Here is a 14,684-nt window from a genome sequence, read left to right as displayed (position 1 = left end):
TATTTGCATTTTGTAGTAGAAAAATGTAAAAACTTAGAATATATTTAATTATATACGAATTGAATAACGATTCATTCGTATAGGGAGTTTGTAACTACAAAGGGGGGGTTGTATGGGGTCTTTTCAATTGTTTGGCAAAGAGCTGAAATCGCTCAAAAATCGTAAGGGATTACTATTTGCACTTATTGGCGTTATGTTAATTCCGATCGTATATGTAGCTGTTTTGTTATCTGCTACATGGGGACCTTACGACAATTTAGACAATTTGCCTGTTGCTGTTGTCAATAAGGATGCTGGTGGTGTTTCAAGCGGACAACCAATCAACGTTGGGAACGATTTAGTTGATACGCTAAAAGAAAGTAAAACATTAGGTTGGGAATTTGTTAGTGAAGAGGAAGCTTTAAAGGGGCTGGATAATCAAAAATACTATATGGTAGTTGAAATTCCAGAAGATTTCTCTCAAAAAGTGACAACAGTTTTAGATGCTAACCCGCAAGTACCAGAACTTCGTTACATCCAAAATGAAGGGTTAAACTACATGGGATCGCAAGTAACGAACAGTGCTGTAGAGCGAATTCGTGAACAATTAGGGGATAAAATTACTGCAACGTATGCACGTACAGTATTCTCGAAATTCACGGATATTGAAACAGGCTTTACCACTGGTGCGGATGGATCGCAACAAATTAACGAAGGTACTGCTCAATTAGCAGAGGGTACAAATACGTTATTAACATCACTAACTGAAAAATCAGCTGACATAAATAAATTAGCTGATGGCGCAAAAACGGCCGATGCAGGAGCAGGCGAATTATTAGCTGCGATTACTGGCGGTACAGGTGATATTAATAAGCTAGCGAACGGATCACAGCAAGTAGCTGCAGGAGCAGGAAGTTTGAAATCTGGATCGCAGCAGGTATTAACTGGCTTACAAAGCTTACAAGGTGGCTCCAATCAAGTTTACACGGGGTTACAACAATTACAGCCAGGTTCTGAAAGCTTATTAACAGGCTTACAGCAATTGCAAGCGGGAGCTAACCAATTATATGCGGGTGTTGCTCTAGGTGATGGTACGGCTTCAAATCCAGGCTTAGCAAATGGTTTAAATCAACTTGCAACAGTCTTACAATCAAAACAAGGTGATATTGAACAATTAGCTGCTGGTGCACAATTATTAAAAGGACTGGCTAGTGCGCCTGGATTAGAAACATATAGTGCAAACTTACAAGCGCTAAGTACAGGATTATCAGAATTAGGGGTAATTTACCCGATTGCTGTACAAAGTGCAAACGCGTTAAATAATGGGGCACAGCAAATTGCACAATCTATGCCTGCATTAACAACTGGTTTAGATCAAGCTGTTGTTGGTCAAAAAACAATTGTATCTGGCGTGAACGCGTTAGTTGGCGGTCAAGGTCAAGCAGTTGCTGGGATCAATCAACTAGTATCAGGTCAAAAGGCAGTAGTAGCTGGAGCTAGTCAGCTTGAGAGTGGTGCTTCACAAGTTGCAGGTGGTAATAAATCGTTAACAGGCTCATGGGGCAAACTAGGCGCAGGTGTAACGAGCTTAAAAACAGGCTTAGAACAAATTAGCGTTGGAAATGAAACAGTTGCAACTGGCTGGCAAACGATGACTGAAGGAGTAACATCTCTAAACGACGGTGCTAATCGTTTACAAGCAGGTAGTACGGAGTTAACAACAGGTTTAGCAGGTGGTGCGGAGCAAGTTGCAGCAATTCGAATTACAGATGATAACATTGCGATGTTCTCTTCACCCGTTGTTTTAGCAGGTGAGAAAGTGAACAAATATGAATATTATCGTGATTCTACAGCACCTTACATTTTATCATTAGCCTTATTTGTAGGGATGTTAATATTGTCATTCTTCGTTGAGTTCAAAAAACCAGCTGTACTTCCTAAATCAGCAATGAGTTGGTATGTGAGTAAATGGTTGCAGTTAGCATTATTTGCTACAGTACAAGCGTTATTAGTATCAATCTTCACATTAGTTGTATTACAGCTAAGTGTTCAAAATGTAATGATGTTTATCTTATTCGCTATTTTAGTAAGCATCACATTTATGTCGATTGTATTCTTCTTAGTATCAGCAGCAGGAAATGTTGGACGTTTTATTGGTTTAGTATTAGTTGTAGCCCAATTATCAATTACAGGCTCCAACTTACCGATTCCAATGTTACCAGAAAATTTACGTTCATTAAGTTCATTACTACCGTTTACGTATTCAAATTCTGGTTTCAAATCTGCCATTTCTTTAGGCGATCTTTCGTTGTTATCTGCGAATTCAGGAGTATTAGCAATCTTCTTAATCGGTGCATCTATCTTAGCCTTTGTAGCCTTTGTCTTAGGATACAAATCGTTAACAACAAAGTACAAACCAGAAGTACAACCAACAGTATAAAGGGAAACTTCAATCAGTGGGGTTCGACATGGATTGTTAGTTGAACCAGAACTATTGTGGCATAAAAATGGGACATCCAACTCAAAATGAGTGGGATTGTCCCATTTTTTGGTCTAATCACTATAAGTTGGGGATGACATAACTTTAGAATTCAAAGTGATTGCTTTTTAATCTAGTCCGTTCTGCTACGCTACGGGGGACGCTTTCCTGGGGGCGTGGCTCCATCTAACTTGTTACTTGCCTCTACGGCGGCAAGCAACAAGTGGATATTCCGCGCACGCTTAATCCCCCAAGGAGTCGCCCCCTGCGCTTAGCGTCACTCATTTTAGAAAAAATTTTTTCTATTAAGGTGTTTTAGATAAGTCTTATTCGATAAGTATCTTTTAAAAAAGTTAAAATAGTTCGTACTACGTGGCCCCATAATGCTGTCAGGTAGTAGCCCGCCAATAGCTAGACAAAACGAATACAAATAAAAATCAACCCCATGTTACGGTGATGAACCCTAAAAATTTGTTTAAGTAAATGCCTTTTTCAAAGCCATCAGGCAATAGAAAAAAGGCGCCATTAAGACGCCTTTTAACTAAAACTCAATATATGCAACCATGCCTTCGTCGTCATGAATATCAAGTGAAATTCGTGCTGACATTGAATCGCGGCCAAGCTGTTCATCAATGTATAAACGAATGGCTGTTATGAAATTTACTGAATTGTAAACTTCTAATTGACCATTATAAAACGCCTCTGCTGAATAACCAGCAACATCATCATACATTAACTCTACTTCAATATCTTGCGGTTCTACGTTTTTGAATTTTGCATGGAATAAACAAACAGAATTGATCAAATCTTGTTCGAATAATGTTAGTTTTTCCACGTTTCTGTTACCTCTTTATCTTTTTTACGTTTAATAAGTTGATAAATCTTCACTAAGAACATGACGATTGCAGCGATTGCAATCACATTAATGAATAAGCCTAAAATATTTCCAAGCATACCCATACCACCGAAAAGACTACCGAATAGTAATCCAGCTAAGCCACCAAGCATTAAGCCTTTCATTAAGCCGCCTTTATTTGATTTCGCTGTATTTGTTGTGTCTTTCTTTGTAGTTGCCCCGTTATTTTGCTTTGCAGAGTTTGTAGCATCATTATTTTTCTTTTGAATGTTAGTACTGTTGTTATTGTTTGTGTTGAAACTTTTCTTACCTGATTTGTAGCCTTTTGCTTCTGCTGATTGTGGATCGTCAGCAAATAGTAATGTTGTACCTACACTTGAAAAGATAAGTGTGAATGCTAATAAGACCGCTGATAATTTTTTCATGTTTTTCCTCCAATATATCTATTTCTCACTTTCTAAGTATAACAAAAATCAATATCGATATAAAACAAAAACTCTGAAAGCGCTTTTATCGTCATTGTATTCTTATTCATGACATGACTTTGTTAGATTTAATTAAAATCATTGTACAAAACGAAATGAAAATGTATGATGATTAATAAAATTTATACTCTATTCAGAATTCGCGCTTAATTTTGAAAATTAAGCAAAATATAGAGTGATGTAGGGGGATATTAATGTGAATAAAATTAGAATTGGTATTGTTGGTTATGGAAATTTAGGGCGCGGTGTAGAAGCGGCCATTCGTCAAAATGAGGACATGGAATTGGTAGCTATATTTACCCGTCGTAATCCATCGACTGTATCGATTAAAACAGAGAATGTACCTGTTTATTTAGTAGCAGATGCACAAAAGTATAAAGAACAAATTGATGTCATGATTTTATGCGGTGGTTCGGCAACTGACTTACCTGATCAAGTTCCGCAATTTGCTCAGTGGTTCAATACGGTTGATAGTTTTGATACACATGCGAAAATTCCTGCATTCTTTGATACAGTGGATGCGGTTGCTCAAGAAAGTGACACTGTTTCAATTATTTCTGTTGGATGGGATCCAGGATTATTTTCATTAAATCGTTTGCTAGGTGAAGCCGTTTTACCAGTAGGCAATACATATACATTTTGGGGAGATGGCTTAAGCCAAGGCCATTCGGATGCGGTTCGTCGAATTGATGGCGTGAAAAATGCGGTGCAATACACACTTCCTATAAAAGAAGCGGTTGATCGCGTACGTGACGGAGAAAATCCAGAACTCACAACACGCGAAAAACATGCGCGTGAATGTTTTGTTGTATTAAATGAAGGGGCAGATGCTACTCGCATTGAAAAAGAGATAAAAGAGATGCCCAACTACTTCGCGGATTACGATACAACGGTTAATTTCATTTCAGAGACAGCATTCATGCAAAATCATCAAGGTATGCCCCATGGAGGATTTGTCATTCGTTCTGGTGAATCTGGTGTAGGTGATAAACAAATTTTAGAGTTCTCATTGAAATTAGATTCCAATCCAATGTTTACTTCAAGTGTTCTAGTGGCTTATGCTCGCGCGGCGCATAAATTACATGCAAAAGGGGAAAAAGGTGCAAAGACGGTGTTTGACATTCCGCTTGGTATCCTGTCACCAAAATCACCAGCGGATTTACGTAAAGGATTACTATAAATTGTAAATTGGAACGGCGTCTATTCGTTAGATGTCGTTCTTTTTTTGCGTAAAAAAGTAGTAAGAGGCAAATTTAAGAGCTTTTTTACTAGAAAGTCTTTTCTTCTAGCGATTTGGTAAGTATGATAGAATAGGCTATTTAACTTTAGAAAGGATGTTTTTTTGTGCAAGATAAGCGTTTTAAAATCGCACATAAGGAAGCACTTATTGGTGTCGGCCTTGTTATTTTAAATTTTGCTATTTGGTACGGCTTTGCATATGGTCTTGGTTCGGGTGATCCAACAGCGTATAAATATGTGTTCGGTTTCCCAGCTTGGTTTTTCTATAGCTGTATAGCAGGTACGATTTTTATGATTATTTGTATTTGGCTAGCGATGAAGCTTTTCTTCAAAGATATTTCACTTGAAGAGGAGGAGAATGACAAATGATTCATTGGTCGGTAATTATTCCGCTAATTTTCTTTTTAATTATTATTTTCGGTATTGGCATTTGGGCAAACCGAAAAGTTCGTTCGTCGAATTCATTTTTACAAGAATACTTTTTAGGCGGACGTGAGATGGGCGGCTTTATACTTGCGATGACGATGATGGCTACATATGGTAGTGCTTCAAGCTTTATCGGTGGGCCAGGGGTTGCTTATAATACAGGACTTGGTTGGGTGCTTTTAGCGATGGCACAGCTTCCGGCAGGTTATTTTGTATTAATGGTGTTAGGGAAGAAATTTGCGATAGTTGCACGTAGAATAGAAGCGATTACATTAATCGATTTTTTAAAGAAACGCTATGAAAGTAACACGATTATAATTCTTTCAGTGATTAGTATTATCATCTTTTTATTTGCATCGATGACGGCGCAATGGGTTGGTGGCGCGCGACTGATTGAGTCATTAACAGGATTAACTTATACAAACGCGTTATTGATTTTTGCGGTTGTTGTATTAATTTATGTCATTATCGGCGGTTTCCGTGCAGTAGCATTAACAGATGCACTGCAAGGTTCGATTATGATCATCGGTACCGTTATATTATTAATTGCCACTGTAATTGCGGGTGGCGGTGTGGATAACATTATGCAAAGTTTAGTTGCTGAAAATCCGAATTTGATTTCGCCATATGGTGCAACTGAAAACTTAACGCCACTTTATGTATCAACATTTTGGATTTTAATTGGTTTAGGGGTAATCGGGTTACCTCAAATCGCAGTACGTGCTATGAGTTATAAAGATTCGAAAAGCTTACACCGTGCGATTATTATCGGTACAATAGGTATTGGAACAATTATGTTCGGTATGCATTTAATTGGTGTATTTGCTCGACCAGTAATGCCAGGTATTGAAATTGGTGATAAAGTAATGCCGATGCTCACACTGGATGTTCTACCACCTGTTTTAGCGGGCATTGTACTAGCTGCTCCAATGGCAGCGATTATGTCAACAGTAAATGCATTACTCATTTTAGTTAGTTCGACTGTAGTAAAAGATATTTATTTAAACTTTATCAATCCAAAAGCAAGTGATGCGCAAATAAAAAAACGTAGCTTTTGGGTAACAACAATTATTGGGATTGCGGTTGTATTATTTGCACTAAATCCACCTGAATTATTAATTATGCTGAACTTATTTGCTTTTGGCGGTTTAGAATCTGCCTTTTTATGGAGTGTCGTATTTGGCCTTTATTGGAAGAAGGCCAATAAATATGGTTCGGTTGCATCGATGATTGTTGGGCTCGTATTGTATGTTTATATTTATAAATATCATGAAAATATTTTTGGAATGCATTCTGTAACTATTCCAATTATTGCCTCATTCTTTGTCTTTATCATTGTGAGCTTAATCGCACAAAAGATGAAAAAAATTGAAGATTTCCATTTTTAAAATAATAACCGAAGCACACTTTGGATTAAGTGCTTCGGTTTATTTGACGTCCGACAGTTATTATTGTAAACTAGGTTACATAAAGTAACTTAAATAAGGATTATGGTGATAAATATGAAGGATATAATGAAAATATTAAAAGATAAATTGCAACTTGTCGAAAAAAACGACTTACAAAATTTGGCGCTTGTTGGGCCAGTGAAATTACCGATTAGACAAGGAGAATTTGAAGCGAATTTCAAATGGTACTCTTGGTTATCGGTGGATAAAGGCGAAACAAAAGAAGAAGTTGTGGCGTCATTACACAACATGAACTTAGCATTTGGACAACAATCTTCTGTTTTAGTATATGGTGATTTTGAAAATCGTGATGATGCGTTAATTCGTATGCACAGTATTTGTCATACGGGTGATATTTTTGGTTCTCAGCGCTGTGACTGTGGCTTCCAATTACATGAATCGATGAAAATGATTGTCGAGCATGGCTGTGGGGCAATTTTCTATTTAGCAGATCATGAAGGAAGAGGCATTGGTTTATTTTCGAAATCATTAGCTTATCTATTACAAGAAGATGAATATGATACAGTACAGGCAAACCATGCGCTAGGCTTTGAAGATGATACACGTTCATATGAAGATGCGATTAAAATTTTAGAAGCACTTCGTTCAAAACCTGTCACGCTTATTACAAATAATCCGAAAAAATTAGCTGCGTTAAAATCACATGGCATGCTTTTGGATGGTCATGTTCCTTTATGGGGTGGCTTAACGGAAACGAATGCTCATTATTTGCAAACAAAAGTGCAAAAATCGGGGCATCTTGGAGATGTCGAAAAGTTAAACGTATAAGGAGCAATTGTGATGAAGTCTGATAATGAATATATGAAATTAGCACTAGAATTAGCAGCAAGCGCAAAAGGAAATACAAATCCGAATCCATTAGTTGGTGCAGTTATTGTCAAAGACGGTGTCATCGTGGGTACGGGCTTACATCGTAAAGCAGGTGAACCACATGCGGAAGTCCATGCTTTTCGTATGGCAGGTGAGCATGCAAAAGGCGCAACGCTCTATGTAACGCTTGAACCCTGTTCGCATTATGGGAAAACACCTCCTTGTGCAAATCTTGTTAAGGAATCCGAAGTGGCGCGAGTTGTTGTAGCCATGCAAGATCCAAATCCAGCAGTAGCAGGTCGTGGTATCAAATTACTACGAGATGCGGGGATTGAAGTGAAAGTAGGCGTTTTAGAAGCAGAGGCACAAAAATTAAATGAACGTTTTATTCATAATATGTTAACTGAACGTCCGTTTGTTGTTTCAAAATTTGCGATGACGTTGGATGGTAAAATTGCGGCTCATAATGGTCATTCGCAGTGGATTACTTCGGAAAAAGCGCGTGCAAATGTGCATCAGCTACGCCATGAAGTAGATGGTATTTTAGTTGGCGTAAATACGGTGCTTCATGATAATCCTAAATTAACAACTCGACTTCCTGAAGGTAATGGGCGTAATCCAATACGTGTTGTTTTGGATAGCTCGTTACGTACGCCACTCGATGCGCATATTTCGAATACATCTGAAGCTCGCACGGTCATAGTGACGTCACTACTGGCAGATGAACAAAAGGCAATTTCGTTAGAAAAACAAGGTGTCATCATTATACGTGTGCCCTTAAATGAACAAGGAACCCTTAATATTGAAGAGACTTTAAAAGCACTTTACAAAGTTGGAATTACACACTTATTAGTAGAAGGTGGCGGTGCGGTCAATGCAGCCTTTTTAAGAAGTGGCTTTATTGATCAATACATCGTATATGTCGCACCGAAAGTGTTAGGTGGGGCCAATTCAATTACACCGTTTACAGGGTGCGATGTAGATTCTATTGATTTAGCTGCACAGTTAGTATTTGACGAAGTACTTCAAATTGGGGAAGATATACGAATCACAGCCTATCCTAAAAAGGTGAGAAACAATGAATAAAAAAGTAGATGTTTGTATTGTAGGTGGCGGTCCAGGGGGAGCCTTACTTGCCAATTTATTAGCTAAGAAAAATATTTCTGTATTATTAATTGAACGTACAAATGAATTTGCGAAAACATTTCGCGGGGAACATTTAAATGAAGAAGGCGAACGTATCCTAAGAGAGCATGGCCTATTTGAAAGAATTGAACAGTTAGGCTTATTACGAATGGAAACATTGGAATACTGGCAAAATGGGGAATGCGTGAAAACAATCTTACCTGATGAACATGTAGGTCATTTAGGCATTCATGTACCACAAGCACATTTACTTGAAGCCATAATTGAACAGGCGAAAACGTACCCAATGTTCGACTATATGCTAAATACTTCCGTCAAAGAGTTGATTCATAATGACCAAGGGCACTATACTGCGCTGCGTGCCGTTCAAAATGGGGAAGAGCTGCTTATTGAAAGTCAATTAATTATTGGCGCGGATGGTCGTCATTCGAGTGTTCGTAAGCTTGCCAATTTAGACACTACGGTGCGCAGTCATGGCTACGATTTATTATGGGCACGAATTCCACAACCAGCTGGCTGGACACCCTCTATTAAAATGGCGCTCGTAGACAATATGCAAATTTCTTTATTTACTCAATCTAAAGGCTATGTACAAATTGGTTGGAATATTGAAAAGGGAACTTACCCTACTTTACGTAAGCAACCATTCACACCATTCATTGAAAAACTTTGCGTAGCCTTTCCTCAGCTTGCTCCGTCTATAAATGAACATATTCAGTCATGGAAGGATTTTGTGTTGCTTGATGTGTTTAGTAGCACGAGTGAACAGTGGGAGAAAGATGGCGTTATTTTAATTGGAGATGCCGTGCATACGATGACACCAACAGGGGCATTTGGTCTTAATAGCGCATTAATGGATGCCCATATTTTGGCACAACACCTAATGCAAGAAGAGGCATTTGACTTTGTGAGTTGTGCAACCAAACGGAAAAAAGATATTGCTAAAATACAAGCAATGCAAATAGAAAAGGAACAAAAGTTTAGTGAAGCTTTTGTCGTATTCAACTAGGAGAGTAACATGAAAATTGGATTTGACATTGATGATACGCTAATCGATTTACGTCGTCATGCGTTTCATTTATATAATAAAAAATTACAAAAAAATATTGGAATTGATATTTTTGAAACCATTCCAACCGTTGAAATTCATGAACCATTTGGCTTAACAGCTGAACAAGGTGGTCAAATGTGGAAAGAATCAATGGAGGAAATATACTTTACGGATTGTCCGAGCTTTGAAGGTGCAAAAGAAATGCTTCATATGCTCGCACAAGAAGGACATGAAATATATTATATTACATCTCGTCCAAAGCACTATTGCGCAAAAACACGTGAATGGGTGAAAGCTCAAGGCTTCCCTGTAGTAGATGAACGTTTTTATTGTGGTATGAAGGACAATGAGAAAATCAATATTATTAAAAAGCTAAATTTGGATGTGTATGTGGATGATAAGCCAACAGTGTTAAATACATTAGAAGGTACATCAACAAAATCTATCGTCAAAGATCACTCATACAATCAACATGTAGATTTTCCACGCCTTATTAATTGGCATGAATTTAAAGAGTTCTTGAAATAATGGCACTATTTTTCCTGTCAACACGCAAAATGTATGGTATTGTTAAGAAAAGTACTATTTACGTGTTGGAGGAAGACAATGACAAATCAATATGAAGCAAGTATTCATTATAACGGGATTATATTATTGACGGCCTATTTACAGCGTCAATTTGTATATGAAACGATTGAAGTTCGCTTAAACGGGGCAAATGATGAGAAACTCAAAAAAGTAAAAGACATGATGGATCATACATATTCGATGTTAAAGCTATTTGAAGAAACGAAAAGTTTAATGGATGGTCAAAAAAGTAAACTACTTACATTTGCAGATGAAATGACCTTTATGATGCATAATTATATTAAGGATGAGCCTACTTATAATGAACGCTTAGCAGTTGTAGGTTCGACCCTTTATGCAGAGCAAATGATGAATAATGGGATTATCCAGCTTTGTCATGTGTTCAATCAAGAAGTGAAAAAAGATTATACAGAGCGCGTGAAGTTTTATGCGGATCGTACGAAGGCTATTGATATAATCGTTCATATGCTGTCTGAAGGCAAAGAAGTCGAACAAGCCATGTTAGATCAAATCGACAAATGGTATGAAGGCATTGCCAAGCAAAAGACAAATATTATGCAGGATATTAAAAAGGTCAATGAAATGCTAAATTATAAGCAAAAATAACAAAAAGCATGAAATTCAGGCGTTTCTGAGTTTCATGCTTTTTTTCGTTCTATCATTTATAACGATAAAAAAGGCTAAAACATGCAATTTGCACGTTTTAGCCTAACTGTTAATTAACGTTCGAAAAATACTTTTTCGATGTTATATTTTGCTTTGAATGCGTTAATTGCATATGTTTCGTAAATTTCACGTTCCATAGGGTCTTCAACTTCATATACTTCAATTTTGTGAATTTCATCACGGTGGTTTTTCATTGGAGATACAGTATCTTCAAAGTGTTTTTTAATACGTTGGCGAATTTTACGTGCTTTACCTACGAATAAAAGTTCGTTTTTTTCGTTGTAAAAGAAGAAAATTCCACCGTTATCACGAGTGATTTTATGGAAATCGATGAAACCGAAGTACGGTTTAATCTCAACTTCACCTAATTTAAGCACTTGTTCACGTTGACGAATTACTAAGTCTGGTTTTGGCATTTCGATGCTAATCATTTGTTCACGTCCCTAATTCATTATAAAGGTTAATTTTACACGAAAACTAGAGAAATTACCATAATTATTAATGAAAAGGTAAAAGTTCTTTTAATTCAACAACAATTAGAGATGAATATCGACTTCATTAGTTCAACAATTTGCATATTATCCGACACTAAGTGTTTGATTTACAAATTAAACCTCCGAACAAAATATTTCTAACTCATGCATAACTGCCTCCCAATTAATAAGAACTACAAAACGAGAAAGCAATAGTCAACTTTTTAAGTCTGATTTCAAGAAGTAATTTTAGAAACAGATGAATTCATGCTCTGTTTACCGATAGAATGTTGAATTTATGAATTACCTCTTTCTTTTTCTTAGTAATTTGATTACTGTATTTTTATTGTTGAAAAAGAGAGAGAAGGAATTATCATGAAAAAATATAAAGGTGAGCTTTTAATGCTCATTACGGCTTTAATGTGGGGAAGCGGATTTGTTGGAATGGCAGCGGGTCTTGAACATTGGACGGTATTTCAGCTAATGGCAGGACGCTTTTTAGCTGCATCCATTATATTAAGTATCATCTTTTATAAGAAACTAAAACTCATTTCCAAATCTGTGTTATGGAAAGGGGCCGTCCTTGGTACGATATTATTTACGGCATTTGCCTTACAAACGATGGGACTTGAATATACAACACCATCGAAAAATGCCTTTCTTACAGCGATAAATGTCATTATTGTTCCAATCATTGCTTATGTTATTTATAAACGAAGAATTGATCGTTTTGAATTTATTGCCGCTGGTGTTGCGATTATTGGAATCGGATTTTTATCGTTGCAAGATTCATTAACGATTAATGTTGGCGATATACTCTCTATAATTTGTGCGGTTGGGTTTGCATTTGATATTTTTTACACGAATGTTTTTGTGAAAACAGAAGATGCGCTTGCACTAACTATTGTTCAATTTTATACGGCAACCATTTTAAGTGTAATTGCCGTTTTAATTTTAGATCAGGTGCCAACAACGTATTCGACTGAAGGCATCGCAATTATTATTTATTTAGCAATTTTTTGTACAGCAATTGCTTATGTATGTCAAAATATTGGGATGCAATATGCAAACCCTACAAAATCCGCGATTATTTTATCAATGGAATCATTATTTGGTACAATATTCTCCGTCCTATTATTAAATGAAATTTTAACAGAACGTATGATTTTAGGTTGTATTTTAATCTTCCTTGCCATTATTTTCGCAGAAGTGAAGCCGACATTCAAACGTAAAAAATCCTATATTTAAAAACGCAATGCCATTTTGATTAAACTAGTAATCGAAATGGCATTTGTTGTGTTTAATAATGGCATTAGAAGGTAAAACATTAAGGGTAGGGAGGATTGATATAAATGCTAAATTATACTCGAAAAGGTTCAGGCGATGTTTTAGTATTGATTCATGGTTTATTAGGGAGTATTTCTATTTTCGATAAAATTATTGACCCATTAACGGATCGTTTTGATGTCATCGCGTTTGATCTACCTGGTCACGGAAAAAGTGATATAGAGAATGAGGATATTGATTACACAATGTATCGATATGCAGAGGAAATTGTGGATGTATTAGTAGCAGAAAAAGTGGATAAATCGTACTGGGTGGGTCATTCAATGGGTGGTTATATTACACTTGCCGCAATTGAAAAGCAATATACGCAAATTGAAAAGGCCATATTACTCTATTCTTCAGATGCACCAGATAGTGCAGAAGCAATCGAAAAACGGACGAAACAACAACAGGAAATTTTAGAATCCGGGGTCGGTTCGTTTGTGGATGGCATTATTCATAATTTTTTAGCGCCAAATGCGAAAACGGAAGATATTTTATTTGCAAAAGAAGTTGCTTATGATGGGAAGGAACAAGGCTTAGTTGCAGCGCTAGGAGCAATGAAATCACGCCCTGATCAACGTGATTTAGTTGATAAAACGTCAACGCCGATTTTAATAATAGAAGGTGAACAAGACAATGTCGTTACACCAATTGAAACATCAAATCCTCAAGTGAATAAGGTGAAAACTAATACTGGTCACTTAGGAATGGTAGAGGATCCACAAAATGTATTAAAGGAAATGTTGAATTTTTTAGAAAAGTAATGGTTATCTCTATTTGCTCAGCGCACTACTTTCTCCATAGCCAAAACATTTAAAGAAAGTAGTGCGCTTTTTTAGAAAATTAGTATCGGATTTTCTTTTTTATTAAATAACGATACCAATTGAATTTATCATTGTGACTTAAATTAGCTAACAGTCCCATTATGATGGCAGTACGTGGCTTAATGGTTAGTAATTCTTCAATTAGTAAAGACAATGATTCTTTTTCTAATGAGTTTATGGCATCTTCTTGAAGTGATGCTAGCTGTTGTGCAATCTGGTCGAATGGTACATCTAGATTGTTCGTTTGCTTTTCCGCTGGTTGTTCGATAAAAATCAGCTCACTTTGTGTAGCAAGCAATGTAGTTTTCTCAACTAAAGTAGCAGAGAGCTTTGTAAAATCTACTGGCTGCTTTCGTTCACAAATCCATTGTAAATAAGCTTGCACCATACCATTAATAACCGTCACTAAATCAAACTGTTTTCCTTTGATTTGATCACCAAATACTTCAAATAAAAGATTCGCTAAGTTTTCATTTGATATTGTCACATAATATTGTATTTTTTTAATTAGTTCTTCATTGATGGCAGAAATTTTATCTCGCATTAAAATTTCAGCAAAAGAAGTATATTCCGTTAAGATTGTAAAGGTTTGAACAAAGTAAACGAATAGCTTTTCATGAGGATTTTTTGTTTCATTGACTACTTGGTCAACGTGGATAATCACATTATTTATAAAATGCTCAATAATCGATGTTACGAGTTCATCCTTTGATTTAAAAGATAAATAGAAGGCACCCTTTGAAATCCCACAGTGCTCTGTGATTTGTTGGACAGAGGTTGCTTCAATACCACGTTCTGTAAATAATTGAAGTGCTGAATCGATAATTAATTGCTTTTTTGTCATAATATTTACATACCCCTTTA

General features: G+C 36.5%; 15 protein-coding genes. 11 read left to right on the top strand and 4 right to left on the bottom strand.

Annotated features, from left to right (window positions below):
- The first annotated feature begins 112 nt into the window (after positions 1-112).
- Entirely contained in the window at positions 113-2,419 is a 2,307-nt protein-coding gene (locus DCE79_RS09250) for a YhgE/Pip domain-containing protein (protein WP_108712775.1), read from the top strand.
- 580 nt (positions 2,420-2,999) lie between these two features.
- Here DCE79_RS09250 and DCE79_RS09245 read toward each other — a convergent pair.
- Both DCE79_RS09245 and DCE79_RS09240 read right to left on the bottom strand, forming a co-directional pair.
- Positions 3,000-3,293, bottom strand: coding sequence for a YxcD family protein (locus tag DCE79_RS09245; RefSeq protein ID WP_108712774.1), 294 nt, complete (start codon positions 3,291-3,293; stop codon positions 3,000-3,002).
- On the bottom strand, positions 3,281-3,739 hold the full coding sequence (locus DCE79_RS09240; protein WP_108712773.1) for a hypothetical protein: 459 nt from the start codon (positions 3,737-3,739) through the stop codon (positions 3,281-3,283). The genes DCE79_RS09245 and DCE79_RS09240 overlap by 13 nt, the downstream gene beginning before the upstream one ends.
- 256 nt (positions 3,740-3,995) lie before the next feature.
- Between DCE79_RS09240 and DCE79_RS09235 the strand changes: the two genes are divergently transcribed.
- The 8 genes from DCE79_RS09235 (at position 3,996) to DCE79_RS09200 (ending at position 11,134) form a co-directional block, all read left to right on the top strand.
- Positions 3,996-4,979: a diaminopimelate dehydrogenase gene (locus DCE79_RS09235; RefSeq protein WP_108712772.1), complete on the top strand. Its 984-nt coding sequence runs from the start codon at positions 3,996-3,998 to the stop codon at positions 4,977-4,979.
- Between the two features lie 164 nt (positions 4,980-5,143).
- The gene (locus DCE79_RS09230) at positions 5,144-5,407 is read left to right on the top strand and encodes a YhdT family protein (protein WP_108712771.1); all 264 of its coding nucleotides are present in this window, start codon (positions 5,144-5,146) and stop codon (positions 5,405-5,407) included.
- Complete coding sequence (panF, locus tag DCE79_RS09225) at positions 5,407-6,852, top strand: sodium/pantothenate symporter (RefSeq protein ID WP_199912320.1); 1,446 nt, start codon at positions 5,407-5,409, stop codon at positions 6,850-6,852. The genes DCE79_RS09230 and panF overlap by 1 nt, the downstream gene beginning before the upstream one ends.
- A gap of 102 nt (positions 6,853-6,954) precedes the next feature.
- On the top strand, positions 6,955-7,701 hold the full coding sequence (locus DCE79_RS09220; RefSeq protein WP_108712769.1) for a GTP cyclohydrolase II: 747 nt from the start codon (positions 6,955-6,957) through the stop codon (positions 7,699-7,701).
- Positions 7,702-7,713: 12 nt separating this feature from the next.
- Positions 7,714-8,829: a bifunctional diaminohydroxyphosphoribosylaminopyrimidine deaminase/5-amino-6-(5-phosphoribosylamino)uracil reductase RibD gene (ribD, locus tag DCE79_RS09215; RefSeq protein ID WP_108712768.1), complete on the top strand. Its 1,116-nt coding sequence runs from the start codon at positions 7,714-7,716 to the stop codon at positions 8,827-8,829.
- Positions 8,822-9,898, top strand: coding sequence for an FAD-dependent monooxygenase (locus DCE79_RS09210; protein WP_108712767.1), 1,077 nt, complete (start codon positions 8,822-8,824; stop codon positions 9,896-9,898). Before ribD ends, DCE79_RS09210 begins: the two co-directional genes overlap by 8 nt.
- Before the next feature lie 9 nt (positions 9,899-9,907).
- Positions 9,908-10,468 (top strand): 5' nucleotidase, NT5C type, encoded by a 561-nt coding sequence (locus DCE79_RS09205; protein WP_108712766.1) that lies wholly within the window; start codon positions 9,908-9,910, stop codon positions 10,466-10,468.
- Positions 10,469-10,546: 78 nt separating this feature from the next.
- The gene (locus DCE79_RS09200; protein ID WP_108712765.1) at positions 10,547-11,134 is read left to right on the top strand and encodes a transcriptional regulator; all 588 of its coding nucleotides are present in this window, start codon (positions 10,547-10,549) and stop codon (positions 11,132-11,134) included.
- Positions 11,135-11,247: 113 nt separating this feature from the next.
- On the opposite strand, the gene DCE79_RS09195 is transcribed toward DCE79_RS09200, so the two are convergent.
- Positions 11,248-11,625, bottom strand: coding sequence for a nucleotide excision repair endonuclease (locus DCE79_RS09195; protein ID WP_108712764.1), 378 nt, complete (start codon positions 11,623-11,625; stop codon positions 11,248-11,250).
- Between the two features lie 417 nt (positions 11,626-12,042).
- Between DCE79_RS09195 and DCE79_RS09190 the strand changes: the two genes are divergently transcribed.
- On the top strand, positions 12,043-12,915 hold the full coding sequence (locus DCE79_RS09190) for a DMT family transporter (RefSeq protein ID WP_108712763.1): 873 nt from the start codon (positions 12,043-12,045) through the stop codon (positions 12,913-12,915).
- A 104-nt stretch (positions 12,916-13,019) separates the two neighbouring features.
- On the top strand, positions 13,020-13,760 hold the full coding sequence (locus DCE79_RS09185; protein ID WP_108712762.1) for an alpha/beta fold hydrolase: 741 nt from the start codon (positions 13,020-13,022) through the stop codon (positions 13,758-13,760).
- A gap of 79 nt (positions 13,761-13,839) precedes the next feature.
- Here the strand turns inward: DCE79_RS09185 and DCE79_RS09180 are convergent, their stop codons facing one another.
- Positions 13,840-14,664, bottom strand: coding sequence for a TetR/AcrR family transcriptional regulator (locus DCE79_RS09180; protein WP_108712761.1), 825 nt, complete (start codon positions 14,662-14,664; stop codon positions 13,840-13,842).
- Between the last annotated feature and the right edge of the window lie 20 nt (positions 14,665-14,684).

Origin of the sequence: Lysinibacillus sp. 2017, from assembly GCF_003073375.1 — a bacterium.
In the GTDB taxonomy this organism is placed as follows: Bacteria; Bacillota; Bacilli; order Bacillales_A; family Planococcaceae; genus Solibacillus.
This window is presented reverse-complemented; position numbering and strand designations above follow the sequence as displayed.

What these genes read in the sequence shown, in the direction of transcription:
- DCE79_RS09250 (WP_108712775.1), top strand. Translation starts at nt 113, where the DNA reads ATGGGGTCTTTTCAATTGTTTGGCAAAGAGCTGAAATCGCTCAAAAAT.
- DCE79_RS09240 (WP_108712773.1), bottom strand. Translation starts at nt 3,739, where the DNA reads ATGAAAAAATTATCAGCGGTCTTATTAGCATTCACACTTATCTTTTCA.
- DCE79_RS09220 (WP_108712769.1), top strand. Translation starts at nt 6,955, where the DNA reads ATGGTGATAAATATGAAGGATATAATGAAAATATTAAAAGATAAATTG.
- ribD (WP_108712768.1), top strand. Translation starts at nt 7,714, where the DNA reads ATGAAGTCTGATAATGAATATATGAAATTAGCACTAGAATTAGCAGCA.
- DCE79_RS09210 (WP_108712767.1), top strand. Translation starts at nt 8,822, where the DNA reads ATGAATAAAAAAGTAGATGTTTGTATTGTAGGTGGCGGTCCAGGGGGA.
- DCE79_RS09205 (WP_108712766.1), top strand. Translation starts at nt 9,908, where the DNA reads ATGAAAATTGGATTTGACATTGATGATACGCTAATCGATTTACGTCGT.
- DCE79_RS09200 (WP_108712765.1), top strand. Translation starts at nt 10,547, where the DNA reads ATGACAAATCAATATGAAGCAAGTATTCATTATAACGGGATTATATTA.
- DCE79_RS09195 (WP_108712764.1), bottom strand. Translation starts at nt 11,625, where the DNA reads ATGATTAGCATCGAAATGCCAAAACCAGACTTAGTAATTCGTCAACGT.
- DCE79_RS09190 (WP_108712763.1), top strand. Translation starts at nt 12,043, where the DNA reads ATGAAAAAATATAAAGGTGAGCTTTTAATGCTCATTACGGCTTTAATG.
- DCE79_RS09185 (WP_108712762.1), top strand. Translation starts at nt 13,020, where the DNA reads ATGCTAAATTATACTCGAAAAGGTTCAGGCGATGTTTTAGTATTGATT.
- DCE79_RS09180 (WP_108712761.1), bottom strand. Translation starts at nt 14,664, where the DNA reads ATGACAAAAAAGCAATTAATTATCGATTCAGCACTTCAATTATTTACA.